General features: G+C 63.1%; 19 protein-coding genes and 1 tRNA gene. 16 read left to right on the forward strand and 4 right to left on the reverse strand.

What is annotated here, in order from left to right:
• Positions 1-9: 9 nt before the first annotated feature.
• The 15 genes from AC56LR_RS13695 (at position 10) to AC56LR_RS13765 (ending at position 20,732) form a co-directional block, all read left to right on the forward strand.
• The gene (locus AC56LR_RS13695) at positions 10-1,299 is read left to right on the forward strand and encodes a multidrug effflux MFS transporter (RefSeq protein WP_497131129.1); all 1,290 of its coding nucleotides are present in this window, start codon (positions 10-12) and stop codon (positions 1,297-1,299) included.
• A 338-nt stretch (positions 1,300-1,637) separates the two neighbouring features.
• Positions 1,638-3,788, forward strand: coding sequence for an HDOD domain-containing protein (locus AC56LR_RS13700; protein ID WP_497131130.1), 2,151 nt, complete (start codon positions 1,638-1,640; stop codon positions 3,786-3,788).
• Between the two features lie 7 nt (positions 3,789-3,795).
• On the forward strand, positions 3,796-6,009 hold the full coding sequence (locus AC56LR_RS13705) for a putative bifunctional diguanylate cyclase/phosphodiesterase (RefSeq protein ID WP_497131268.1): 2,214 nt from the start codon (positions 3,796-3,798) through the stop codon (positions 6,007-6,009).
• 6 nt (positions 6,010-6,015) lie between these two features.
• Positions 6,016-7,560, forward strand: a complete 1,545-nt coding sequence (locus AC56LR_RS13710) for a tetratricopeptide repeat protein (protein ID WP_497131131.1) — start codon at positions 6,016-6,018, stop codon at positions 7,558-7,560.
• A gap of 169 nt (positions 7,561-7,729) precedes the next feature.
• Positions 7,730-10,489 carry a M16 family metallopeptidase gene (locus AC56LR_RS13715; protein WP_497131133.1) on the forward strand — a complete coding sequence of 920 codons (2,760 nt, stop codon included), beginning with the start codon at positions 7,730-7,732 and terminating at the stop codon, positions 10,487-10,489.
• A gap of 219 nt (positions 10,490-10,708) precedes the next feature.
• Positions 10,709-11,938: a putative DNA modification/repair radical SAM protein gene (locus AC56LR_RS13720; protein WP_497131135.1), complete on the forward strand. Its 1,230-nt coding sequence runs from the start codon at positions 10,709-10,711 to the stop codon at positions 11,936-11,938.
• Positions 11,935-13,425, forward strand: coding sequence for a UdgX family uracil-DNA binding protein (locus AC56LR_RS13725; RefSeq protein WP_497131137.1), 1,491 nt, complete (start codon positions 11,935-11,937; stop codon positions 13,423-13,425). The genes AC56LR_RS13720 and AC56LR_RS13725 overlap by 4 nt, the downstream gene beginning before the upstream one ends.
• Before the next feature lie 196 nt (positions 13,426-13,621).
• A complete protein-coding gene (locus tag AC56LR_RS13730) occupies positions 13,622-14,410 on the forward strand; it encodes a TorF family putative porin (RefSeq protein ID WP_497131139.1) in 789 nt (262 codons plus the stop codon).
• 12 nt (positions 14,411-14,422) lie between these two features.
• Positions 14,423-16,441: a methyl-accepting chemotaxis protein gene (locus tag AC56LR_RS13735; RefSeq protein WP_497131140.1), complete on the forward strand. Its 2,019-nt coding sequence runs from the start codon at positions 14,423-14,425 to the stop codon at positions 16,439-16,441.
• A gap of 83 nt (positions 16,442-16,524) precedes the next feature.
• Complete coding sequence (locus AC56LR_RS13740; protein WP_497131142.1) at positions 16,525-17,547, forward strand: TraB/GumN family protein; 1,023 nt, start codon at positions 16,525-16,527, stop codon at positions 17,545-17,547.
• 163 nt (positions 17,548-17,710) lie between these two features.
• Positions 17,711-18,406 (forward strand): PEP-CTERM sorting domain-containing protein, encoded by a 696-nt coding sequence (locus AC56LR_RS13745; RefSeq protein ID WP_497131144.1) that lies wholly within the window; start codon positions 17,711-17,713, stop codon positions 18,404-18,406.
• 117 nt (positions 18,407-18,523) lie between these two features.
• Positions 18,524-18,597 (forward strand) — tRNA-Gly (locus AC56LR_RS13750).
• 295 nt (positions 18,598-18,892) lie between these two features.
• On the forward strand, positions 18,893-19,627 hold the full coding sequence (locus tag AC56LR_RS13755) for a TIGR04255 family protein (protein ID WP_497131145.1): 735 nt from the start codon (positions 18,893-18,895) through the stop codon (positions 19,625-19,627).
• A gap of 2 nt (positions 19,628-19,629) precedes the next feature.
• Positions 19,630-20,121: a hypothetical protein gene (locus tag AC56LR_RS13760; RefSeq protein WP_497131146.1), complete on the forward strand. Its 492-nt coding sequence runs from the start codon at positions 19,630-19,632 to the stop codon at positions 20,119-20,121.
• Positions 20,118-20,732 carry an HNH endonuclease gene (locus AC56LR_RS13765; protein ID WP_497131148.1) on the forward strand — a complete coding sequence of 205 codons (615 nt, stop codon included), beginning with the start codon at positions 20,118-20,120 and terminating at the stop codon, positions 20,730-20,732. Before AC56LR_RS13760 ends, AC56LR_RS13765 begins: the two co-directional genes overlap by 4 nt.
• A gap of 23 nt (positions 20,733-20,755) precedes the next feature.
• Here the strand turns inward: AC56LR_RS13765 and AC56LR_RS13770 are convergent, their stop codons facing one another.
• The 4 genes from AC56LR_RS13770 to AC56LR_RS13785 all read right to left on the reverse strand — a co-directional run bounded on the left by AC56LR_RS13770 (position 20,756) and on the right by AC56LR_RS13785 (position 24,158).
• Entirely contained in the window at positions 20,756-21,763 is a 1,008-nt protein-coding gene (locus AC56LR_RS13770; RefSeq protein WP_497131150.1) for a tyrosine-type recombinase/integrase, read from the reverse strand.
• A 166-nt stretch (positions 21,764-21,929) separates the two neighbouring features.
• Entirely contained in the window at positions 21,930-22,331 is a 402-nt protein-coding gene (locus tag AC56LR_RS13775; protein ID WP_497131152.1) for an STY0301 family protein, read from the reverse strand.
• Complete coding sequence (locus AC56LR_RS13780) at positions 22,328-22,750, reverse strand: BPSL0067 family protein (protein ID WP_497131153.1); 423 nt, start codon at positions 22,748-22,750, stop codon at positions 22,328-22,330. Before AC56LR_RS13780 ends, AC56LR_RS13775 begins: the two co-directional genes overlap by 4 nt.
• A gap of 88 nt (positions 22,751-22,838) precedes the next feature.
• Positions 22,839-24,158: a sialidase family protein gene (locus AC56LR_RS13785; protein ID WP_497131154.1), complete on the reverse strand. Its 1,320-nt coding sequence runs from the start codon at positions 24,156-24,158 to the stop codon at positions 22,839-22,841.
• A 297-nt stretch (positions 24,159-24,455) separates the two neighbouring features.
• On the opposite strand from AC56LR_RS13785, the gene AC56LR_RS13790 reads away from it, so the two are divergent.
• Positions 24,456-25,619 carry a GNAT family N-acetyltransferase gene (locus tag AC56LR_RS13790; RefSeq protein ID WP_497131156.1) on the forward strand — a complete coding sequence of 388 codons (1,164 nt, stop codon included), beginning with the start codon at positions 24,456-24,458 and terminating at the stop codon, positions 25,617-25,619.
• Positions 25,620-25,820: the final 201 nt, after the last annotated feature.

Consider the following 25,820-nt stretch of genomic DNA (forward strand, 5'->3'; position numbering starts at 1 on the left):
GACCAGCCCATGCTGCCGCCGAACGAACCCGACGACTTGCCGAAGGATCCGGTCATCCCGGTTCCCTTGCCTCCGCCGCTCAAGGTTGCGATGCTGTCCGCCGGCGGCCTCGCTACCTTGCTGGCCGGCCTGTCGATGCTCGGGCCGTTCTCGATCGACGCCTATTTGCCGGCCTTCCCGCAGATCCGCGCCAACCTGGGCGCGTCCGCCATCGAGGTCCAGCAAACCCTGACCGCCTACATGCTGGCCTTCGCCGGCATGGTGCTCTGGCATGGGGCGCTGTCGGACGCCTTCGGGCGCCGCAACGTGATCCTGCTGGCGCTGGTCGTGTTCGCGATCGGCACCTTCGGCTGCGCCTCGGCGTCCTCGGTGCATTACCTGTGGGTGTTCCGCATCATGCAGGGCGTGTCGGCAGGGGCGGGCGTGGTGGTAGGCCGCGCCATCATCCGCGACTTGTATTCCGATGCCGCGGCGGCGCGCCTGCTGTCGATGGTCACGATGATCTTCTCGATCGCGCCGGCCATCGCGCCGGTGCTGGGCGGCTGGATCGTCACCTTCTTCGACTGGCGCGCGATCTTCCTGGCGCTGTGCGTGTACACGGTGATCCTGGGCTGGTTCAGCTGGCGCCACCTGCCCGAGACGGTGCCGCTCGAAAAGCGCCAGCCTTTCAATCCGCGCTTCCTGGCGCAAAGCTACGGCTCGATCTTCGGCTCCTTTTTGTTTCACATGAAGGCGGGCGTGGTGGCGATGAATTTCTCCGGCCTGTTCCTGTACATCGCGGCCGCGCCGGTGATGCTGCCCGAGCACCTGGGGCTGGGACCATCGCAGTTCGCCTGGCTGTTCGTGCCGACCGTGAGCGGTATCTTTCTGGGCGCGCTGGCGGCCAACCGCATGGCGGGCAAGCTCACCTTCGCGCGCCAGATCCGCGTCGGCTTCTTCTTCATGCTCGGCGCGATCGCCTTCAACGTGAGCTACCACGCCTTCCTGCCGCCGGCGCTGCCCTGGAGCGTGGTCCACATGTTCTTCTTCACCTTCGGCAGCTCGATCATCGCGCCCGGCGCCACGCTGCTGGCGCTCGACCTGTTCCCGCATATCCGCGGCACGGTGGCCTCCTGCCAGTCGTTCGTCACGACGCTGATGGGCGCCATCGTGGCAGGCCTGGTCGCGCCGGCCCTGTCGCATTCGGTGTTCGCGCTGGCCCTGGGCCAGGCCGGCTTCGCCCTGGTGGCGCTGGCCTTCTGGGTGACGGCGCGGCGCTACCGGCGCAACCTGGCACGCAACGGCCGCCAGCTTCCGTAATTCCGCACAAATTCGCATGAAAACAACCCCGCTTCCGGGAGGAGGCGGGGTTTTTTACGTGTATGAAATAAAATTTCATAAATACATGCATAAATGAAATACTATTTCACCTTTCGTGGCACACTCCATTGCTGACCTACTCGTGAAGCGGCGTCTCGGCAACACTTTTTACAGAAAGTATTGTTCCCGATCAGAAATGTCTATATGCTAAGACAAGTTTTTCGTGCCTGGAATAAACGACGAAACATTCGTCTGTTTGCTGGATGAAAAGCAAGACCATGTGGCTTCCCGTCCGGGACGCCCCGGACAACCCTCGACAAGCGGCCACGTTTGAGACCATGCAACAATCGGATCAGGATATCCGCAATCGCCTGTTGATTGCCCGTCTGCCGGCCATGCCGCAGATCCTCGTGCGTCTCATCGAACACCTGCAGGCCGACGATCTCGGCATGCCGGAACTGGCGGTCCTGATTTCGAAGGACGCCGGCATGACCGGCAAGCTGCTGGCCGTGGCCAACAGCTCGGCCTACCAGCGCCAGCAGCGTAACGTCAACCTCGAGCAGTCGCTGGTCGCCCTCGGCACCGACATGATCAAGACCCTGGTCATCAGCGATTCGGTGTTCCAGACCTTTAACAACTTCCCGCATTCCGGCAGCACCGACCTGCGCGCGTTCTGGAAGAATTCGCTCAGCGGCGCCGTGATCGCGCGCGACATCGCGCGCATCGTCGACTACCCGCACGCGGAAGAAGCCTACCTGGCCGGGCTGCTGCACAACGTCGGCCGCCTGGCCCTGCTGGCCACCGCGCCGAAAGAGTACGCGTACAACTTCAATGCGCGCGACGACGAAGACCTGTGCGCGGTCGAGCAGCGCACGCTCCAGATCACCCACGCCGAAGCCGGCGCCTGGCTGATCGAGCGCTGGCAGCTCGACTCCTTCCTGGCCGACGCGGTGCTCTACCACCACGAGCCAAGCGACCGCCTGGAGTCGGCCCACCCATTGATCCGCATCGTGCGCCTGGCGCACGTGCTGTCGAGCCATCCGGACGACGAAGCGGCGGTACGCGATGCCGCCGGCCTGTGCGGGGTCGACGCCCAGCAGGTCGCCCAACTGCTGGCCGGCGCCGCGCGCCAGATCGAAAAAGCCGCTGCCCACCTGGGCATCGACCTCACCGGCGCCGACGACATCCCGGCGCCGCCGGCCTATGCCGCGCCCGCGCTCGACCCGGTGCAGCAGCGCCTGTCCGAAGAAGTACGCAACCTGGTGCTGGTGTCGGAAGTCGGCCAGAGCTTCGCGCGCCAGCAAGGCGAAAGCGGGCTGCTGGAAGCGATGACGCGCTCGGCGCGCATCCTGTTCGACTTCGGCAATGCCGTGGTGCTGCTCGAGAACCCGACCGGCCACGCCCTGGTCGGCGCGCCGACCCAGGGCAGCCAGCGCATCGCCGAATTCGCCGTGCCGCTGGCAAGAGGCGGCGCGATCGCCAAGAGCGCGCTCGAGCGCCGCCCGGCCTTCGTGCAGCGCGAAGGCGAAGAACTCGGCCTGGCCGAAGAGCAGCTGCTGCGCATGCTCGGTACCGACAGCCTGGTCTGCGTGCCGCTGGTGGCCGGCGCGCGCTGCCTCGGCGTGCTGATCGGCGGCGTCTCCGCCTGGCAGCTGCCGCATTGCCAGCGCCGCGAGCGCTTCATGCAATCCTTCGGCGTCCAGGCCGCGACCGCGCTGGAAACCATGCTGTCCGAACGCGGCCACGCGCGCCGCCAGCTGGCCCACGTCGCCGACGAATACCGCGAAGCCTCGCGCCGTGTGGTGCACGAGGTGAACAACCCGCTGGCGATCATCAAGAATTACCTGAGTGTCCTGGACAGCAAGCTGGCGCGCCAGGAACCGGTAGGCGGCGAGATGTCGATCCTGAACGAGGAAATCGACCGCGTCGGCCAACTGGTCCAGAGCCTGGCCGACCTCAAGCCGGTCGACACCGGCCCGCGCCCGACCGACGTCGCCAAGGTGGTGGACGAAGTCCAGCGCCTGTTCCGCAGCACCGGTTTCGTCCCAAGCTCGGTCGAGATCGACGTCACCATGCACGACGACGCCACCCGCATCGAAGGCGACGCCGATGTGCTCAAGCAGATCCTGGTCAACCTGGTCAAGAACGCCATCGAGGCGCTCGGCAGCACCGGCGGCCGCGTCGAGATCCTCAACCGCGGCCATGTCAATCGCGAGCGCCAGCTCTACCTCGAGCTGGTCGTCAGCGACAATGGCCCCGGCCTGTCGCGCGACGTCCTGGCCCACCTGTTCTCGCCGGTGAAGAGCACCAAGGACGGCGCCCACCACGGCCTGGGCCTGTCGATCGTGCACAGCCTGGTGAAGAAGCTGGGCGGCCACATCGCCTGCCGCAGCGGCCGCACCGGCACCGCCTTTGAAATCCTCCTGCCGGCTTGGTCCGGCGCCGGCGCCGCCGTTGCGCTGCCGGCCCGCGCCCTCGGCTCCGCATAAGGTCATGATGAACGCGCACAACGCCATGTTCGCCGGCGAACCCGCTCCGTTTTCCGCTACCCTGGAGACCGACAGCCAGCCACGCCTTCTGCTGGTCGACGATGAGCCGCGGCTGCTCTCGTCGCTGTACGAGCTGCTCCAGGGCCGCGGCTTCCAGCTAACCACCGCGTCTTCCGGCAGCGAAGCCCTGGCCCATTTGTCGCGCCTGCGCTTCGACCTGGTCCTGCTCGATTTGCGCCTGCCGGACATCGGCGGCCACGAGATCATGGACTTCATCAACCAGAAGGGCATCGACGTCGACGTCATCGTGATGAGCGGCGAAGTCGGGATCGACGCGGCCATCGGCGCGCTCAAGCGCGGCGCCTACGACTACCTGCGCAAGCCCTATGCGCGCGAAGAACTGCTGGCCACCGTCGCCAATGCGCTCAAGGGCCGCCGCCTGGCGGTCGAGAACGAGCGCATGGCCAACCAGCTGGAAAACTCCGAGAAGATGTACCGCTACCTGGTAGACAGCTCCCCGGACATCATCTACACGCTGAACCACGAAGGGCGCTTCACCTTCGTGAACGACCGCGCCTACCAGCTGCTCGGCTATTCGCGCGACGAACTGCTCGGCAAGCATTATTCGACCCTGGTGCACGAGGAAGACCTGGAGCGCGCACGCTATGTGTTCAACGAGCGCCGCGTCGACGAACGGGCCTCGCGCAACGTCGAGCTGCGCCTGAAATGCCGCGGCGGCAACAGCAACGACCGCACCTTCAACACCACCCTGATGACGATTTCGCTCAACGCGATCGGCATGCACGTGCCCGACCAGGAAGTGAAGAAGCTCGAGTTCTTCGGCACCTATGGCGTGGCGCGCGACATCACCGACCGCAAGCGCGCCGAAGAAGTGATCTCGTACCAGGCCTACCACGACATCCTGACCGACCTGCCGAATCGCATCCTGTTCAAGGACCGCCTCGGGCTGGCCGTGATCCAGGCCAAGCGCAAGCAGACCGAACTCGCGGTGATGTTCATCGACCTGGACCGCTTCAAGCTGGTGAACGACACGCTCGGCCACGTCAAGGGCGACGAGCTGCTGCAGCAGGCCGCCACCCGCCTGAAGGATTGCCTGCGCAAGGGCGATACGCTGGCGCGCCAGGGTGGTGACGAATTCACCATCGTGCTGCCGGAACTGCGCGACCGCGACGACGCGCGCATGGTGGCCGACAAATTCCTGGAAGCGCTGCAGCAACCGTTCGACCTCGATGGCCACGAAGTGCACATCTCGGCCTCGATCGGCATCGCGATCTACCCGACCGACGGCGAATCGATCGACGAGCTGCTGCGCCACGCCGACATCGCCATGTACCAGGTCAAGGCCCTCGGCAAGAACGGCCACAGTTTTTACCATACGTCGATGCTGGACGTGTCGCACCAGAAGATCGCCCTCGAGCAGGCGCTGCGCCGCGCGCTCGAGCAGGACGAGCTGGAGATGTATTACCAGCCGCAGATCGACGCGCTCACGGGCCGCATCGTCGGCGCCGAAGCGCTGATGCGCTGGAACCACCCGACCCGCGGCGTGCTCTCGGCCGGCGAATTCCTGCCCTTCGCCGAAGAGAACGGCCTGATGCTGCCGATCTCGGACTGGATGATCGGTGCGCTGTGCCGCGATATGCTGCAGTGGAATTCGTCGGGCAACGATCACGTGCGCCTGTCGCTGAATCTGTCGCCGCAATACCTCGACCGCGGCGACTTTTTTGAAAAGATGCGCAACGCCCTGGTGCGCTACGCGATTGCGCCGTCCCAGATCGAAGTCGAGATCACCGAAAACATCTGCATCCGCAACCCGCAGTATGCGATCGAGCAGCTCCATAAACTGTGCCAGCTCGGCGTGTCGGTGGCGATCGACGATTTCGGCACCGGCTATTCGTCGCTGTCCTACCTGCACCGCTTCCCGATCCACACCGTCAAGATCGACCAGTCCTTCGTGAAAGAGATCCACGAAGAGGGCGGCCACTATCCGGTCATCCTGGCGATCATCTCGATCGCGCGCGGCCTGGGCCTGAACCTGATCGCGGAAGGCGTCGAAACGGAAGAGCAGGCGCGCTACCTGCGCGCCAACGGCTGCATGACGATGCAGGGCTACCTGTACTACCGCCCGATTCCGCTGGGCGAGTTCATGAAAGCGCTGCGCACCCAGCCGACGCTGTTCGGCCTGCGCGCAGTCCAGGCGTAAGCCGTCATGCTCGATATCCCGGCACAACCCAGCGAGCAGGAAGGCCGTCACACGGCAGAATTCCTGCGCGTCAAAGGGCTGGCCGAGCGAGGGCAGCCGACCGCCCAGCACAGCCTGGGCTTCATGTATGCCGGCGGCCAGGGTGTGCCGCAGAACTTCGAACTGGCCGTGGCCTGGTACCGCATGGCGGCCAGCGCCGGCCTGGAGCTGGCGCAGTACAACCTCGGCGTGATGTTCCAGAAAGGCCAGGGCGTGGCCCAGGATTACGGCCAGGCCGCCTACTGGTACCGCCGCGCCGCCGAGCAGGGCTATGCGCCGGCGCAGTACAACCTGGGCTGGCTGTATGCCAAGGGCCAGGGTGTGCCGAACGACGTGCAGCAAGCCTTGCAGTGGTTCAGCCAGGCCGCCGACCAGGGCGAACCCGGCGCCCAGCATAACCTCGGCATGATGTACGAGACCGGCAAGGGCGTGCCCCAGGACTTCGATTCCGCCGCCACGTGGTACCGCCGCGCGGCCGAGCAGGGTTATGCGCGTTCGCAGTTCAGCCTCGCGCTGCGCAGCAGCGGCGATGCCGCCGTCGAATGGTTCCGCAAGGCCGCCGAGCAGGGTTATGCGCCGGCCCAGTTCAACCTCGGCCTGCGCTACGACAAGGGCCAGGACGTCGACCAGGACAGCAGCCGCGCGGTGCTCTGGTACGGCCGCGCCGCCGAACAGGGGCATGCCAGCTCGCAGTTCAACCTGGCCCTGATCTACGACAGCGGCCACGGCGTCCCGCGCAACGAAGGCCTGGCACTGAGCTGGTACCGCCGCGCGGCCGAACAGGGGCATGCCGGCGCCCAGGACAACCTCGGCGTGCGCTACGAGCACGGGCAGGGCGTCGACTGCGATCCGGTGCAGGCCGCGCACTGGTACCGCCAGGCAGCCGAACAGGGCATGCCCTCGGCCCAGTACCACCTCGCCCAACTGTTCGATGCCGGCACGGGCGTGCCGAACGATCCCGAACAGGCCGTGTCCTGGTACCGCAAGGCCGCCGAGCAGGGCCACCTGCGCGCGCAGTTCGACCTCGGCTTGCGCTACGAAGGAGGGGTGGGTGTAGCGCGCGACGAGATGCAGGCGCTGGAATGGTATCGCCGCGCCGCACACCAGGATTACGCTCCGGCCCAGTACATGGTGGGGGCCTTGCTCGACCGTTCCGACCACGGCAACCCGGCGGAAGCCACCGACTGGTTCCACAAGGCCGCCGACCAGGGCCACGCGCTGGCCCAGTTCGAGCTGGGCCTGCGCCACGACTGCGGCAAGGGCATCGAGCGCGATTACGAAGCCGCCCACTTCTGGTACCTGTGCGCCGCGCGCCAGGGCCATGCGCGCGCCCAGTTCAACCTCGGCGTGATGTATTCGGCCGGGCAGGGCGTGCAGCGTGACCTGGTCGAAGCCTATGGCTGGCTGCAGCGTGCCGGTGGTGCTGGCGTGGGGGCGGCAGCGGGTTATTTGAAGAAGATCGCGGTGCGCATGGAGCCGCAGTTGTTGGCGCAGGCGCAGGGGTTCGTGTAAGACGAGCGGGCGGTTCAAAGGTGATTTGAACGCGCGGGCAGGAGACCTGCCCACCCTACTAGCGCGGCCAACGTGTTTCATGTAGGGTGGTCGGCTATGCCGACCGCGCGTTCAACCAGCGCGTGATCGGCCGGGACATACCTACAACAACCCGCTCCACGAGACGCCCATGAAAAAACTCGCCCTCCCGATGCTGCTCGGCCTCGCAGCCTTCGCCGCCCTGCCTACGCAAGCCGCCCCACAGACCGCCAAGCCAACGACCTTCGACCGCAAAGCCTACAGCATCGACCATAAAAAGTTCGTGCTGCCCAACGGCCTGACCCTGCTGGTGCATACCGATAAAAGCGTGCCGGTGGTCGGCGTGAACATGTGGTACCACGTCGGTTCGCGCAACGAGAAGCGGGGCAAGACCGGTTTCGCCCACCTGTTCGAGCACTTCTTCTTCAACGGTTCCGAGAACTACCCGCGAGGCTTTCGCGAAGCGATGGACGACCTGGGCGCGAACAACCGCAACGGCACCACCAACACCGACCGCACCAACTTCTTCGAGGACGTGCCGGTGTCGGCGCTGGAACGCACCCTGTTCCTCGAGTCGGACCGCATGGGCTTCCTCGGCAACTACATCTCGCAGGCGATGCTCGAGCGCGAGCGCGGCGTGGTGCAGAACGAGAAGCGCCAGGGCGAGAACCAGCCTTACGGGCGCGTGCGCCTCGAAGTCTCGGCCAAGATGTACCCGTATTCGCATCCATACTCGTGGTCGACCATCGGCAGCATGGAAGATCTGCAGGCCGCCTCGCTGGAGGACATCAAGGAGTGGTACCGCACCTATTACGGCCCGAATAACGCGGTGATCTCGCTGGCCGGCGACATCACGCCGGAGCGCGCCTATGAACTGGTGAACAAATACTTCGGTGCGATCCCGCCCGGTCCGCCGCTGCCGCGTACCGAAAAATGGATCCCGCAGCTGGACCGCCACATCCGCGACGAGATGGAAGACCACGTTCCGCAGGTGCGCATCTACCGCAGCTGGCACGTCTCGACCTGGCGCGACGCCGACACCCAGCGCCTGAACCTGCTGGCGGCCGTGCTGGCCGGCTCCAAGAGCGCACGCCTCGACAAGCGCCTGGTCTACGAAAAAGGCCTGGCCACCAATGTCTCGGCCTATGTGAACGACGCGGAGCTGGGCGGCACCTTCAACCTGGTCGCGACGGTCAAGCCGGGCGCCGACCCCTTGGAAGTGGAACGCGAGATGGACCGCGTGCTGGCCGAGCTGCTCGACAAGGGCCCGACCGCGGCGGAGCTCCAGCGCGTGAAGACGCGCGAGCTGGCCGATTTTTCGCGCAGCCTGGAGCGCGTGGGCGGCTTCGGCGGGCGTTCCGACGTGCTGGCCGAGAGCATGACTTACGGCGGCAAGCCGGACGCCTACCTCGACCGCCTCGAGATGTTCGCCACCAGCACCCCGCTTGACGTAAAAGCCGCCGGTAACCGCTGGCTGCGCGCCAACCACTACACGATGACGGTCAACCCCTCGCCGAAGCTGGCCGCCGCCAAGTCGACGCTGGACCGCAAGCAGCTGCCTGGGCTGGGCGAGGCGCCCGACGTGAGCTTCCCGACGCTGCAGCGCGCGCAACTGAAGAACGGCCTGAAGGTCGTGCTGCTCGAGCGCCATTCGGCGCCGATCGTCAACGTCGCGCTGGCGGTCGATGCCGGCGCCGCATCGGACACCACCGCCAAGGCCGGCGCCGCCTCGCTGGCGCTGGACCTGCTGGACAAGGGCAGCAAGACGCGTGACGCCTTTGCCTTGAACGACGCGCTGGAAAACCTCGGCGCGCGCCTGTCGACCGCCACCACGCAAGACCTGTCGCTGGTGCGCCTGCAGGGCACCTCCGCCAACCTGGCGCCTTCCCTGAGCCTGATGGCCGACGCCGCGCTGGCGCCATCCTTCCCGCAAGACCAGTTCACGCTCTCGAAGGGCCGCCGCCTGGCGAACATCGGCCAGGAAAAGGCGAACCCGAACAGCCTGGCCCTGCGCCTGGTGCCGGGCGTGCTGTACGGCCAGGAGCATGCCTACGGCAAGCCTGCCACCGGTTTCGAGGCCAGCGTGCAGGGCATCACGCGCGACGACCTCGCGGCATGGCATGCCGCCTGGTTCAAGCCGGGCAGCGCCACCATCGTCGTCGCCGGCGACACCACCATGGAGAAGCTGCTGCCGGCGCTGGAAGCGAGCTTCGGCCGCTGGCAGCAGGGCAGTGCACCCGCCAAGAAGATGGCCACCGTGCCGGCCACCGCGGGCAAACGCCTGATCCTGGTGGACAAGCCGGACGCGCCGCAATCGACCATCGTCGCCACCCACGTCTCCCTCGCCTACGGCCAGCCGGAAGACCTGGCGATGGAACCGGTGATGCAGAACTTCGGCGGCATCGCCACCTCGCGCCTGAACCGCAACCTGCGACTGGACAAGCACTGGAGCTACGGCACCAGCGCGCGCCTGCTTGACGTGCGCGGCCAGCGTCCCTTCATCGTGGTTGCACCGGTGCAGACCGACAAGACGATCGAGGCGATGAAGGAAGTGCAGAAGGAGCTGCGCGGCGTGGCGGGCGAGCGTCCGCTGGTCGGGACCGAGTACGAGTCCATCATGCGCAACATGACGGCGCGCCTGCCGGGGCGTTTTGCTACCCTGGATGCGCTGGAGTCGGCGGGGCTGTCGACCGTGAACCACGGGCTGGCCGACGATTACTGGAACCGCTACGCGCCGAACGTACGCGCGCTGACGGCGGCGCAACTGGGCGGGGCCTCTAGCAAGTTCATCAAGCCCGACGAGGTGGTGTGGATGGTGATCGGCGACCTGCGCAAGATCGAAGCGGGGGTGCGCTCGCTGGGGTGGGGCGAGGTGTCGGTGGTGGATGTGGACGGCAAACCGGTGCGCTGATTGTTCATGTGTTGTGAAAAAACCCGGTTCTTGAACCGGGTTTTTTATGCTCTGATGGCTGCGCTAAGGAATTGGCTCCCGGCGGAGGCCGGGACCCAAGTTCGGCGCGTACCAATCACGCATCCTTGCACCACTTTTGAACCGCCTCAAACGCGCAACCCATCCCGTGCTCAATCCAGCGATAGTATACTGTATGCCCATACAGTCCGATTGCTCACGATGGAACTCAACGACAAGCTGGAAATCCTTGCCGACGCCGCGAAATACGACGCGTCCTGCGCCAGCAGTGGCGCGCCGAAACGTGGTTCCGAGGGCATGGATGGCCTGGGCGCCACCACCGGCATGGGCATTTGCCACAGCTATACGCCGGATGGGCGCTGCGTCTCGCTGCTCAAGATCCTGCTCACCAATTTCTGCGTCTACGACTGCCAGTACTGCATCAACCGCCGCAGCTCGAACGTGCCGCGCGCCCGCTTCTCGGTCGACGAAGTGGTCAAGCTCACGCACGACTTCTACATTCGCAACTACATCGACGGCCTGTTCCTGAGCTCGGGCATCATCCAGTCGTCCGACTACACGATGGAGCAGCTGGTGGCGGTGGCGCGCCAGTTGCGCGAAGTGCACAACTTCCGCGGCTATATCCACCTGAAGACCATCCCCGATGCCGACCCGCTGCTCATCGCCGAGGCCGGACGCTGGGCCGACCGCCTGTCGGTCAACATCGAGCTGCCGACCCACGACAGCGTGAGCCGCCTGGCGCCGGAGAAAAACGTCCACACGATCAAGCTGGCGATGGGCTCGATCCGCCGCAAGCTCGACGAAAAGGCCGAGGAGCCGAAGGCGCCCGCTTTCGCGCCGGCCGGCCAGAGCACGCAGATGATCGTCGGCGCCGACGCGAGCGACGACCAGACCATCCTGAACACGGCCGAAACCCTCTATGGCAGCTACAAGCTCAAGCGCGTGTATTACTCGGCCTTCAGCCCGATCCCGCAAAGCCCGAAGAGCGTGCCGCTGGCGCCGCCGCCCTTGCTGCGCGAGCACCGCCTGTACCAGGCCGACTTTTTATTGCGCGGCTACGGCTTCACGGTGGGCGAACTCATGCCCGAAGCGGGCAACCTCGCGCTCGACGTCGACCCCAAGCTGGCCTGGGCGCTGACCAACCGCGAGCACTTCCCGATGGACCTGAACCGCGCCGACGAAACCATGATCGCGCGCGTGCCCGGCATCGGCCTGCGTAACGCCCGGCGCATCATCGACCTGCGCCGCATCCGCCGCGTGCGCTGGGAAGACCTGTCGCGCCTGCGCTGCAGCATGAAGAAGCTGGCGCCCTTCATCATCACGGCCGACTACAAGCCGGTGCAGGGCGCAGCCAGTTCGCACATCCTGCGCCGCCACCTGGCCGATGCGCCCGAGCAGATGAACCTGTGGCCGGAACTGCAGGCAGCATGAACGGGCCGGCCGCCATGGCCGCGCGCGGCCAGCCGCTGCAGGTGAACGGCTTCGGCGAGTGGCGCGCGCAAGCGCGCGAACTGCTCCGGGCAGGCGTGCCGCCCGAAGCGGTCACCTGGAATACGCCGGATGCCGCCGGCAGCGGCGACCTGTTCTCGGGTGCGCCGGCACCTGGCCTGCAATCGCAGAATGACGCCATCCCACCGCAACAGGCGCAGTCGCCGAAACAGGCCGCAACCGTCGTGCCGCGCGCCTTGCTCGAGATGCTGCAGAAAGCCGCCTGCTTCCGCGCCCCCGACCGCTGGGCCTTCCTCTACCGGGTGCTGTGGCGCTGGCAGCAGGGTGAGCACGACGTGCAGTCGCCGGCCGACCCGGACGGATCGCGCCTGCATGGCATGGTCAAGGCGGTGCGGCGCGAGGAGCACGACATGCATGCCTATATCCGGTTCCGCGAGCGTCCGATCGAGGCCGGCGCGCCGCGCTTCGTGGCCTGGTTCGAACCGGCCCACGACGTGCTGCCGCAGGTGGCCGGGCATTTCGTGGCGCGCATGGGCAAGACCAGCTGGATGATCGCCACGCCCGAGGCCAGCGTGCTCTGGGATGGCGCCACGCTGCACAATACCGGCCCCCTGATGTCGAGTGCGGCCGACCTTGACGATGCCGGCGAAGCCCTGTGGCTCACCTATTACCGCAGCATCTTCAACCCGGCGCGCGTCAATGCCCAGCTGATGCAAAGCCACATCCCCTCGCGCTTCTGGAAAAACCTGCCGGAGGGCGCGATCGTGCCCTCGATGGTGAGCCAGGCCGAACTCGGCGCGCGCAAGATCGGACAGGTAGAGACCCTTGGCCGCAAGAGCGGCGCCACCATTCCCATCTCCGCCGAACGGGCGCAGCCCGACCGCGAGCAGCCCTCCAAGCTCGACGAATGCCGGCGCTGCGAGCTGTGGCAGTACGCCACCCAGGCCGTCCCCGGCGAAGGGGCCGAGCGTGCGCCGATCATGATCGTGGGCGAGCAGCCGGGCGACCAGGAAGACCTGGCCGGCAAGCCTTTCGTGGGCCCGGCCGGCAAGCTGCTCGACCGCGTGTTCGCCCAGGCCGATGTCGACCGCAAGACGGTCTACCTCACCAACGCCGTGAAACACTTCAAGTGGGAGCCCAAGGGCAAGCGCCGCATCCACAAGACCCCCGCCCAGCGCGAGGTCGAGGCCTGTCATTACTGGCTCGAGAAAGAGCTGGCGGCGGTCAAGCCCAAGGTCATCGTCGCCATGGGCTCCACCGCGCTCAAGTCGGTGCTGGGCAAAGGCACGGTCACGCTCAAGGACACGCTCGACAAGCCAGTCTGGCACGAAGGGCGCTGGGTGGTGACCATTTACCATCCGTCGTATGTGCTGCGCGTGCCCGACGAAGCGGCCAGGCAGGAGGCGTTTTCAAGCATGGTGCGAGGATTGCAACTGGCGCACGACCTGCTGGTGCAGCCCGTTCAATAAAACATCGTTCCAGCGCTTGGAACAAGCTGTTGCGCCGACGACGCAATTTGTAAATTTCTTCTTGTCGAACTCGTCACATTTTCGTGAATTTCCACTTTTGTCCCGTAAAATTTCCGTACGGCACTAATTGCTGAGCCGTTGTATGGCGCTATTTCCGCCGCCAGCAACGCGCCCACCGGACCTTCACGAGATTCCCATGACACCTGTACTTTCCCGGCTGCTGCCGGTTTCCGTTCTATTGCTGGCCATGTCGGCCGCTCATGCCGACGAGGCCGCGCCCGTGGCCCCATCGGCGGCGCTTGCCGTCACTTCCACGGTGACCCTCACTTCGCAATACGTCTCGCGCGGCATGCGCCAGAGCTGGGGCCGTCCAGCGCTGCAGGCCGGCGTCGACGCGGTGCACGCGAGCGGCTGGTCGGCCGGCACCTGGGCCTCGACCGTGAGCGACCGTTTCATCGAAGGCGGCCACGTCGAATGGGATCTGTACGGCGGCTATACCGGCACGATCGGGCCGGTCGGCGTCAGCCTGATGGCCTTCCACTACCGCTATCCGGGCGCGAGCCTGGCCGGAATCAAATACGACTACACCGAACTGGTGCCGGGCGTGAGCTACGGCCCGTTCTACGCCAAGTATGCCCGCACCGTGTCGCGCGATTTCTTCGGCATCACGAACGCACGCGGCACCGGCTACCTGGACATCGGCGCCAACCAGGACCTGGGCGGCGGCTACACCCTCAACCTGCATCTTGGCGACGGCCGCGTGGCCGGCAGCGGGAACGACATCTGGAACTGGCGCGATGCCAAGGCCGGCGTCACGAAGTCGTTCGACGGCGGCTGGAGCGTCGCCGGCGCGTACACCCGCGCCTGGGGCGCCACCGATGCCTACGACCGCTACACCACCGGCGTGCCGCGCGCCGGCGGCGCCCTTGCCATCTCCAATCCCGCCAAGGGCACGCTCGCCGTGAGCCTGGCCCGTACTTTCTGATAAGAGACCACCATGCCTGACAAGACGCAGTCCCGCCGCTCGCGTGGCGTTTCCCTTTCGCTGACCGCCAAGATCTGCGCAACCGCCACCGCACTGGTGGTGCTCAGCCTCGGCGCCACCTCGGCCTTCATCGGTATCAAGAGCAGCCGCAGCGCGGAGGAGGCCGCGTTCGAGCAGGCCCGCACCTCGGCGCGCGAAGCCGCCGCGGCGCTGGAAGGCCGCATCGGCGCCAACCTGACCGTGGTGCGTTCCGTGTCGGTCGCGTTGGAAGCCACCCGCGCCTCGGCACTGCCGCTGCAGCGCGACCAGGTCAACGACATCGCCTGGAATACGCTGCGCGCCAATGCCGATTTCGTCGGCATGTCGATCACCTTCGAGCCGGATGCGCTCGACGGCAAGGACGCGGAGTTCGCCGGCAAGGCGCCCCACTACGACGCCTCCGGCCGCCACATGCCGTACTTCACCCGCGGCGCCGACGGCAGCCCGAAGATCGAGCCGATCGTGTTCCTGCCCACGGCGGGCGCCAACGACTGGTATGACATCCCGAAGGCCAGCGGCAAGCTGCATTTCACCGAGCCCTATCAATATCCGATGGACGGCAAGAACGTCCTGCTGGCATCGGTGGCGGCGCCGGTCAAGGTCGATGGCAAGGTCATCGGCGTGGCCGCGGCCGACTTCCAGCTGACCAGGCTGACGGCCATCCTGGCCGGCATGAAATTCATCGAAGGCGGTTCGCTGGCGCTGGTCTCGAACGGCGGGCTGTACGCCAGCCACCCGATCGCGGAGCGCAACGGCAAGAAGGCGGACGAGCTGCCGGCAGCCGCGCTCGACGCCGTCAAGAACGGCAAGGCCTACCAGTACATCGACACCAAGGGCATCGTCCACATTCTGCAGCCGGTGCGCCTGCACGCGGACATCGCGCCGTGGTCGATCTCGCTCGAATTCCCGGAAAGCGTGGCGACCGCGTCCTCGCGCAAACTGGCCGGCTATGCGGCGATCGTCTCCATCATCTGCGCCATCGCCGCCGCCTTCGTCATGGTAATGGTGCTGCGCCGCCTGACCCTGCCGCTGCGCAAGCTGAGCGCCACCATGACCGACCTCGCCAGCGGCAATGCCGACCTGAGCGCACGCCTCGACGCGCGCGGCAAGGATGAACTGGCGCAGATCGCGGCGGGCTTCAACGGCTTCGTCGCCAAGATCCAGGACGTGCTGGCGCGCGTCACCACCAGCTCGGGCGCAGTGGCCGTGGCATCGAGCGAAATCCGCCAGGGCAATGCCGACCTGTCGGTGCGCACCGAGCAGCAGGCCAGCGCGCTGGAAGAAACCGCGGCCTCGATGGAAGAACTCAACGGCACCGTCAAGCAGAACGCCGACAACGCGCGCCAGGCCAACCAGCTGGCCGAATCGGCCAGCGCGATCGCCGTGCGCGGCGGCGACGTGGTGGCCCAGGTGGTGACCACGATGGCCTCGATCAGCGACTCGTCCAGGAAAGTCGTGGACATCATCGGCGTCATCGACGGCATCGCTTTCCAGACCAATATCCTGGCGCTGAACGCCGCCGTCGAAGCGGCGCGCGCCGGCGAGCAGGGCCGCGGCTTCGCGGTCGTCGCCACCGAGGTGCGCAACCTGGCGCAGCGCAGCGCCGCCGCCGCCAAGGAGATCAAGACCCTGATCGGCGACTCGGTGCAAAAAGTCAGCGTCGGCACCGACCTGGTGGCCGAAGCCGGCAAGACCATGGGCGACGTGGTGGCCAGCGTGCGCCGCGTCAGCGACATCGTCGCCGAGATCAGCGCCGCGAGCGCGGAGCAGAGCACCGGCATCGGCCAGGTCAACCAGGCCATCGTGCAGATGGACGGCGTGACCCAGCAGAACGCGGCGCTGGTGGAAGAAGCGGCAGCGGCGGCGGAGAGCCTGCAGCAGCAGGCCGCCACCCTGGTCGCGCTGGTGGGCGAGTTCAAGCTCGAAAGCAGCACGCGTCCGCAGGCCGCCGCGCGTCCGGCACCTGCACGCCTGGGCATGCAGGCGGCATGAAATGAAGGCGCGCTGCCGGGTTTAAGGATCGGCTCATATTGCAGAGCTAAGCTTGACGGACAACCAACAACAAGGATGTCCTGATGCTGAAATTCGCACTCTTGCCGGCGCTGTGCCTGGCCTTCGTCGCAGCGCCGGCCCTGGCCCAGTCGGCCGATCCGGCAGCCGCGCCTGCAGTCACCGCGGAAGCCGCCGAGGCGCAAGCCGCGCCGGAGCAGATCCTGGTGGTCGGCCAGAAGCCCGGCCCCGGCATGTGGAAGGTGTCGAAGGACGACCACGTGCTGTGGATCTTCGGGACCTATTCGCCGCTGCCGGTCAAGATGAACTGGCGCTCGCACGAGGTCGAAGCCGTCATCGGGCGCTCGCAGGAATACCTGGCCCCGCCGCTGGGCAAGGTCGACATCGGCTATGTCCAGGGCCTGATGGCGCTGCCCCTGCTCATCGGCATCAACGACAATCCCGACGGCGCCACCCTGCGCGACGTGCTCCCGGCCGACATCTACGCGCGCTGGCTGCCGCTCAAGGAAAAATACCTGCCCAAGAACAAGGAGCGCGAGCGTCCGGTCTTCGTGGCAAATCAATTATTCAGCGCCGCCATGAAGCAGGCCGGCCTCACCACCAGCACCGATGTCCGCAAGCAGGTCGAGAAGATCGTCGACGCCAGGAAGCTCACCGTCACGAAAACCGTGCTCTCGCTGCCGATCGAGAACGCGCGCAGCGTCATCAAGGACTTCAAGAAGTCGCCGCTCGACGATGCGGCCTGCTTCGCCGCCACATTGAGCCGCCTGGAGACCGATATCGAGGGCATGCGCCTGCGCGCCAATGCCTGGGCCAAGGGCGACATCGACGTCATCCGCAAGCTCGATTTCGTCGACCAGCAGGAGAGCTGCACCAACGTCATCATGAACAGCGCCGCCGTGCGCGACAACCCGACCTTCCAGGGCGCGGAGCCGCGCCTGCGCGCCATGTGGGTGGCCAATGCCGAGGCGGCGCTGGCCAGGAATGCCTCGACCTTCGCCGTGCTGGCGATGAAGGACGTGCTCAATCCGAAGGGCATGCTGGCGATGCTGGCGGCGAAGGGGTACAAGGTCGAGCAGCCAGAATAAGTGAAATTTCCGTCGGGAATTTTTACAGTAGATTTGGCAATAAAGAGTGAAGAAATTATAACTGATTGATTTTATTGAATTTTTCAATGCAAACAATTTCTGGCGCGAAAATTGCTTATCCCTGGGGACACTTTTAATAACAGTTGTTTAACCTAGGGATCCCATGTTGACCGTATCACGCCTGCTTGCCGCACTTGTCCTGACCTCCGCCTCGTTTGCTGCCATCGCCGCGCCGGTCACCCCGACCTACACGACGTTCTCGAACCTTGCCGGCGCCACTTATGGCGGCAAAGGTATCCCGACCGACCCGTCGGCGATCACGACCTACGGTTCGCTGACCCTGGGCATGGCGGCAACCCAGCGCCTGATCGGCCCGAACCTGCGCCATGACGGCGCCGGCACCTATTTCGCCAACACCGGCAGCACCCCGGGCATGCCGCCGCGCGCGACCTGGAACTTCAATTACTACATCCACGACAGCGCGCAAAACCTGGCCAACAATGGCCTGACTTATGCCTTGCTGTACGACTTCGATGCCGGCATCGGCACCGATTCGTCGCGCATGGGCATGTGGAACCTGACCCCGTTCGTCGGCGGCACCACCCACGAGAACTCGCAGAACCTGGCGTTCAGCTTCCTGTCGGCGAACCTGCCAGGCATCATCACCCCACCGCCAGCCGGCGCGTTCGATCCGATGGCGGTCGGCCAGTACAGCTTCGCCCTGATCGCCCTGCGCGACGGCATCGAAGTGGCGCGCAGCGCCATCAACGTGCAAGTGCCCGAACCAGGCCCGCTGGCCCTGCTGGGCCTCGGCCTGGCCGGCCTGCTGGCGGCACGCCGCCGCAAGCTGTCGAAGTAATCTTCGCCGGTTCGAGGAAAACAAAACGCCCGGTGCGCTGCATCGGGCGTTTTGTTTTCAGTTGGTCACATTAGGAATTTGTCAAAGAAACCCAACAAGTGTAGGATGCGAGGGCACGCGGGTGTAGCTCAATGGTAGAGCAGAAGCTTCCCAAGCTTACGACGAGGGTTCGATTCCCTTCACCCGCTCCAGTGAAAAGTGTTCAAACTTCCGTTTTCCTCGCTCCACAAAATCTCAACCGCTCCACAAATTCGCGCTCAGTAGCCGGTGAGACGGCGCACCCGCCCATGCGTGTCGGCCTCATCCGCAGAGACTGAACCCATCGAGTGTAGAGCTGCAACGCTTACTTGCGTTTTTTCAACATTTTGTGTGAGAGCAAAAAAGACATGGCATAATGCGCTTGCTGTGACGTTTACAAATGGAAACATCGCTCAGCTCAAGCTCTGTTCAACAGGACCGACTTCTACGATGACTTCAACGACACACTTGACCCTACCGCACGCTGAACCTGCGCGGTTTGCTAAAAATTTCTTGCGCCAAGCTGTCTGCGAACTTCGCTTCCCGACGCTCTTCGAACTGGAAGGGATGCGTCCTCCGCCTTCGTTCGCGAAAGCGTTGAGGAAAGACTACCCTGTCTACCAAGCCAACGACGACCTTAGTGTTAGCGTCAACGGTGTGGACAAGGCGCACCTTCACGTATTCTCTTCACTCAAGCCGGGCTGGAGCGTGACGTTGCGTGCCGCGTCAATCACTCTTGAGACGACAAAGTACGACTCCTTCGAAAACTTCCAAAAGCGACTTGCGTTGGTGGTGAGAGCTGCGTCCGAAGTGATCGACAGCGAATATTTCACGCGCATCGGACTGCGTTACATCAACGTCATTCCGGTAGGTTCAGACAGAGTGAGCGAGTGGTTGAACCCTGAGTTAGTAGGGCTTCACTCAAGCGAAATATTTGGCGGTGCGGTAGAATTTTCAGGACGTATCGCTGGCCCAGCCGCGCTCGGCGGATATCTGCTCAATCATGGGCTGGCAGGCGATGCTTCAAGTAGGCGCAAAGAATACGTAATTGACATGGACTTCTCAGCGCAAGATGTCGAAGTCAGTGAGGCATCCTCGGTAATCGACACTCTTCACAAGCAAGAGTTTGAGCTGTTCAGTTGGACACTTGGCACCAAGGCTCGAGAGTACCTGGAAGCACCCCAAAATTCGAATAAGAGGTAGGCATGGACTTTCATCTTGATGTAACTCCGGTCACTGAGCCTACGTACTTTCAATCCTATTCAGACAAAGGGCGCCCTCCGGACGCGCACCGCAATCCTGGCATGGTGCCTTTGCCGGAGCGCCGTAGGCAAGCTTCAGTTAGCTCCACTGATACGGTCATTGTGAAGCCGCGCGAGATTGCTCGCCATGACATTTCGACGCAAACTGGCTCGAAAAAATCGGCAGTGGCCTCCGGGGTGAAGCTGCAGCCGACGGCTGGGGCGTCCCAACTCATCGCGGCGCGTGATACAAGATTGGCGTTGCTAGCCAAAAAATACGAGGGTGAACCTACGCGTGAAGACTCCGCCAGGCTGGCCCTGGTGACTGAACGGATTCGTCGTCTGCAGCCGCGTGTAACGAAGCGGGACGTTGATATACTGACGCAGGTAGTCGATCAGGTTGAGCAAGTTACGGATAGCCTCGCACAAATGAGGCAACGTCTTGGGATCGCATGAACCCGTTTTCGTATCCGAAGACAAAGTTAGCGCGATCGCAAGTACCACCAGCCTACGCAACTTACAAACGGTATAAACCGTTTCTACAAATCGAATTCGGCCGACAGTGTGTCTACTGCAGAATGCCGGATACGACTAGGGAAAGCTATTTTGGGGCTGATCACTACCGGCCAAAGTCTCTCTTCCCAACGCTGAGTGCCGAATACTCTAACCTCTACTATTGCTGTAATCAATGCAATGCTAGGAAGGGCGACTACTGGGAACCCGACAGTCGCTCTAATCGTTTCGTGCCAAACCCCTGCGACCATGTGATGTGGAGTCATCTCAGGTTCCGCGCTGGGACAGTGGAAGCTCGCACTGATACTGGTCGATTTGCATTGGAACTTCTTGACCTGAACGATCCAAAGGCAGTCGAACAGCGCGAGGGTACTATTCACATGATAGATATCTGCATGAACTCCATACGAGAAGCTGAGCGCGTGCTGGTCGAGATTGAGAAAATTTTTCAGCAGGGATTAATTTCGCAGGACCTTCGCGATACGGAAAGTGCGACTGCTAAGACGTTGATCTCGAAGACTCGGAGCGCGTTGAGCTTACTCACGCCTACCTGAAAGGCACCACCTTTATGTGCCAATCACTTGGTCGGCGTGACAATTTTCCCTCGACGCAGATAGTGACGCTGCGTCGTCTTAACGCTGTCGTGACCTAACAAGTCGCGTGCAGCTTCCTGCCCCCGTCCATCCGCAGTATCGTCAGCAGCCTTGGCGCGCAGGTCATAGAAGCGGAATTCCTTGATCGCGTTGGCCAGCGCTGGAGTCTTTGCTGCAGCGGTCGCTCGGGCCTTGTCGAACTGGGATCGCAGCGTCGGCGCCGTGAGGCGCTTCCCATGTTCGTTGACCAGAAGGGCTGCAGTCACAACCTTGTGGCCAGCCTTCCGCGTCTCAATGCGCTCGAGCAGCGTGGCCAGCTCGCCGACCAGCTTGATGCGCAGCGGCTGCTTGGTCTTCTCCTGGGTGACGATCAGGTGCCCGTCGACGATGTCGTGCACGGTCATCTTCAGCGCGTCCGCTGGCCGCTGGCCAGTTAGATATGCCAGGTCCATTGCGTCCTGCAGCGGCGCGCTTGCACTGGCCCATACGGCCTTGTAGACGACGTCACTGATGTACACGGTCCGCTTCTTCAGCGAGTAGCCCTGGATGCCCTCGCAGGGATTTGGCAGGTCGGTGTAGCCCCAGCCGCGGGCGTGGTTCCACATCGTCGAGAACACGCGCTTGCAGCGGTTCGCCGTTGTCGGCTTGTCCGCGTGGTCTTCTAGGAAGCTCTTGATGTGCATTGGCCTGATCTGGCTCAGTGGTGCTTCTGAAAACGACTCCAGCAAGTGCTTGATGTCGGACTTGTACATGCGCGCCGAGCTGGTGGCCAGCTTGGGAACGACGTCGACCAGGTAACGCTTCTCCAGATCCGCAAACGTCGCGCCGGCAGTGGGCGCCACGATCACGTTCAGCTCCGCATACTTCTTCAGGGCCAGGATGTAGTCGTCGCCGAGAGCGATCTCCTTCCGCTTTCCGTCCAGCCCCTTCTGGTACATGTAGTAATAGACCTTGCCGCTTCGCTGCACCCGTGGATGCATGTGTGGCGGCATGTTCAAATTACGCGTGTTTTTTCTTCCCATCATTCCGCCTTGGCATTACCCATGTCTTCTCTTGCGGCGCTTCCTTGGACCGTCCACAGCAGCAATCGCTATCACTGGCTCACCTCAAGGCCGAAGGGCGCGCTGATACTGGCAGCGCAATAGCACGGGTGCTAGCTCACCGACAAGCCATCCGGATATCGAGCGGATCGTTTCCGGACTTCCTCACCGAGAGCTTGCAGCTGGTGAACTTGCTGTCGAGCTGCTCCCACCACGAGATGTCGCCAGTCCCGTAAGTGCAGACCAGCCACTTCGGCTCGCCCGGCGAGAACCCGTGCTGCACATCGAATCCCCCCTTCACATCCTTGCGTTCGCCCTGCAGTTCTGTCCGGCCGTTGAATTCGCCGAGATAGGCCGACGCACCCCGCAGCCGCGCCTTTGCCACCACCCCTTTTCCCTGATGGCGGTAGGGCACCTCGGCAAGGATAGTGTCTTCCGACGGGTAAAACTTCGGGCACTCAATTGGTTGTCCGTGCGCGTGCGGCGCCATGGCCATCAAAAATAAAATCGGGAGCTTCATGCTTTCACCACGACGTAGAATTCGTTGGCGTTGTCGGCCGGTGCAATGCCGTACCGTTTTGCCTCATCGGCGCTGTAGGCACGCTTGTCGCGCCGCCGCACAGGCGCCCCGACCCACTGGTCCATTACCTCGATGCTCGTTACCTTGCCGGATACGGCTCGCCGGAACCCGATGAACAACGCCGCGTGGTAGCGATGCCTGTTGGGGAATCGGCCCCTGCCCTGACTGTCGATGACGAAGTTCGCGATGACGGCACCCGGGTTCAGGTAGTGAAGGTCGAGCACGCGCGGGCCGGCTCGCCAGAATCCCGTCCAGCCCTCCGACGTTGTCTCTTTGGGCAGCGCTACGCATTCGGCGTCACCGAAAGGTGCGTGCCCTTCCAGCTCTTCCACGTCCCCGCTATAGATAAAGTAGCCCATGGCCCTCCTCGATATGATGGGCCATTGTTGGGTCGTAGAATTTTGAGCAAGTTGGCCGCTGTCAACGGCGAGCGTCGAGCAGATCAAATCACCGCAAACGTCCCCGCACGACCCATACACGGCTACCGCGTCCTGGCGCCAAGCTGCTGTTCACGACCGCTATTGTTCCGTCCCGATGCAGGGCGAGCTTCTGCCCCAGCATGCCCTGCTGGCTGCCATTGCGGCCACCTCCGCCAGGTACGGTGTGCGGGATGAGCCCATACAGGCTGAAGCCAGAGCCCGCCGTCGCCGACTGCCACAAGCCCTTGCGCGACGTCGGCTCCCAAACAACCTGTGCGTGCCCATCCTGGCCGGCGGCGAGATGCACCGCCGTCGCTCCTTCATCATGTGACAGGGTAGCTGGCGTGCCGAGGCGCAGGCCAGCGAGGTCGGTGCGGACGTAGCGAACGCGGGCATGGCTGTTCCCAACCTGTTCCAGATACGCCAGGTGCAGGGCGCCCTTATGGTCCACTGCAAGGCGCGGCATGTCTGCGCGTGCCCGGTCCGCGCCGACCAGGAGCGGCATCGCGAAGGTGATGCCGCCGTCGCTCGAATGGCTCACGCGGATATCGGCGTCCGGGTCTTCGCCGACGGTCCAGGCGAGGTAGATCCGGGACGCAGCGCCGATGGCCAGCGAGGGACCGCGCGCCGGCAGTTTCGTGTCGCCTGCAATGTGCTGGGGCTTCGAAAAGCTGCGGCCGCCATCGCGCGAACGCGCCAGCCACAACATCCCGTCATACTCCGTCCACGCGGCATACACGCTGCCATCCGCGCCTGCCGCCAGATCCAGGCTGCCGTTCGACCAGGTATCGCGGTCCAGGCGCCCCTTGCCGTCGCCACCGCGTGAGGACGACAGGTTGCGCGGTTCCGAGAAGCTGCGGCCGCCATCGGTCGAATACGCAAACAGGATATCGCCGCCGTGGGGGCCACCCGAGAATATGATCTCCTGCCAGAGCACGTACAGCGTGTCCGGCCCCGCGCTGACGATGCGGGGCAGCCAGGAGAAAGTAGCCGGGTTGCGCGAGACGTTGACGGCAGCGCCGCGCGGGCGGCCATTAAGGCCGAGCACTTGTAGCAGCACGTCCTTGCGGCCTTGGTCCACCCAGGCCACCGCGATGGCGCCATCGGGAATGAAGGCCGCAGTGCCGTCATCGACATAGTCGTAGGCCGAGTCGTTCTGCCGCCATGGGCCTTTGGCGCCGCCACCGCTGGCGATCTCAATGCTTGGCAACCATTCCACGCGATCTGTGTCAGGCAGGAATGCTGCTGATAACGAGGGAACCAGAGCCAGCATGGCCGCGGTGATGCATGCGCGTTGCTTCATGTCGATACTCCCGGGAACCAGCACGAACAAGTCGCTATTCTTCAAGCGCAGACAGCGTCGTATACATGATTGTCGCCCGCGGGCGCCATCCTTGCAGCAGCTTTCAACCGGGTCTTGCGAAGACGGTTCGCCAGACTGTTGCTGTCGGTAAGCGGTGAAAGCCCTGAAGACAGAGACACGGACTTAGGATATATGCACCCTATCCTGTTGTAATAGTCGATAAGCATACATTCGTCATCGACGATTTGCGATAGAACTATCTTCTAATTGATCTCACGCAAAGAGCGGAGGTGATTAGTACTTAATATCGAGTGAACCGAGTATGGTATCAAGGGGGCTGCGATGAACCGTGAGACCTTTATCCGAGCTACACAGCCAAATGTGGAAATCGCAGACTCCCAAGAATCCGCAAGTGCCGATGCAAAAGTTTTCGAGTATCTGTTCTACGAACAGCATATACCGGATTTTGCTGCGGCGACACTGGAGCAGCTATACTCGAATATTTATTGCACATTGGAACGTACAGAGGCTTACGAATCCCTTGAAGGGATCAGCACCTATGTCAGGCGATGTGGGTCTTCAGTCGAAACATTGATTATGTTTCGAAAGAAAAACCATCTCATAAAAGTTGCAAACCAACAATCCACCTTCTCTGAGGAGCAGCTTTCTTCGTTTTGCAAGGCTATATTTTCTCATTATAAAACGGCGCGGGTAATTTGCTTTTATGCACTAAACATGCGCCTGGCAAGCTTTCCTTTTGCATTTCAGCAGGTTGCGGAAATTGAAGAAAACATCATTTCTCTGCCGAACGAGAAAAGTAAATATCTTGAAAAGATACGGCCGCAATTCAGGAAGCAACTGAAGAACGGAAATGAAAGTATCAAGGCGGCTCATCCGACTTATAGCATAGAGCTCGTTTCAAAAAATGACATCAAGGAGGGGGCCGTTGATGCAATCCTCATGCACGCAACGAAACGGATGCAGATGAAAGGGCAGTCTGACTATGCAGCGAAAGTAGAGAAAACGGTATTGCTCAAGATGCTAAAAAAATATGGACATATTGCGCTAGCAACTATAGACGACAAGGTCTGCGGGGGAGCAATGTGGATGACTGTCGGAAAGTGCCACTTCCATCAGATTGCGGCCCATGATCCAGCATATGATCAGTATATGCTGGGTAATCAAATTTGGATGGCGGCTATTTTGTATTGCATTGAGCTCGGCGGAGAGGAATGTTGGCTGATGGGAGGTGCCAGTGCACACAAAGCGAGGTTTCATGCTCAGAACCTAAGCTTCAACAGTATTACTGTGTATCGATCAAAATTAGATCAGTTTCTGAACTTGCAAATATCTGTTCCATGCTGGGCAACCCAACAGGCCGCCCGTTTCAAGGCCATTGCAATATCGCGCTCGACCCGCCAAGATCGTATTGGGCGAAATATCAGAAAAGCTATTGGTATTATAAAAAGTATTCGCGGACAAGCTTCTCCAAAAGGAAGCCGGTGAGCGGCCAGCATCGGGTTGTATCAAGATTCTTGACTGCTTGGCCAGGGATCATTGAGGATAAGTACTCGCCCTTAAATAAATGCGGTTTTGGCTGCCATAACCGGCGCGTTGCGGAGTTGGCTTCTGCTTGCAGTGCTCGTACTGCGGCGCACTCGCCGCCTTACACCGCGTCCGGTTCTGTTTGCCAAAATTTACATTTAT

It is taken from the genome of Telluria sp. ZT3P39, from assembly GCF_059685935.1.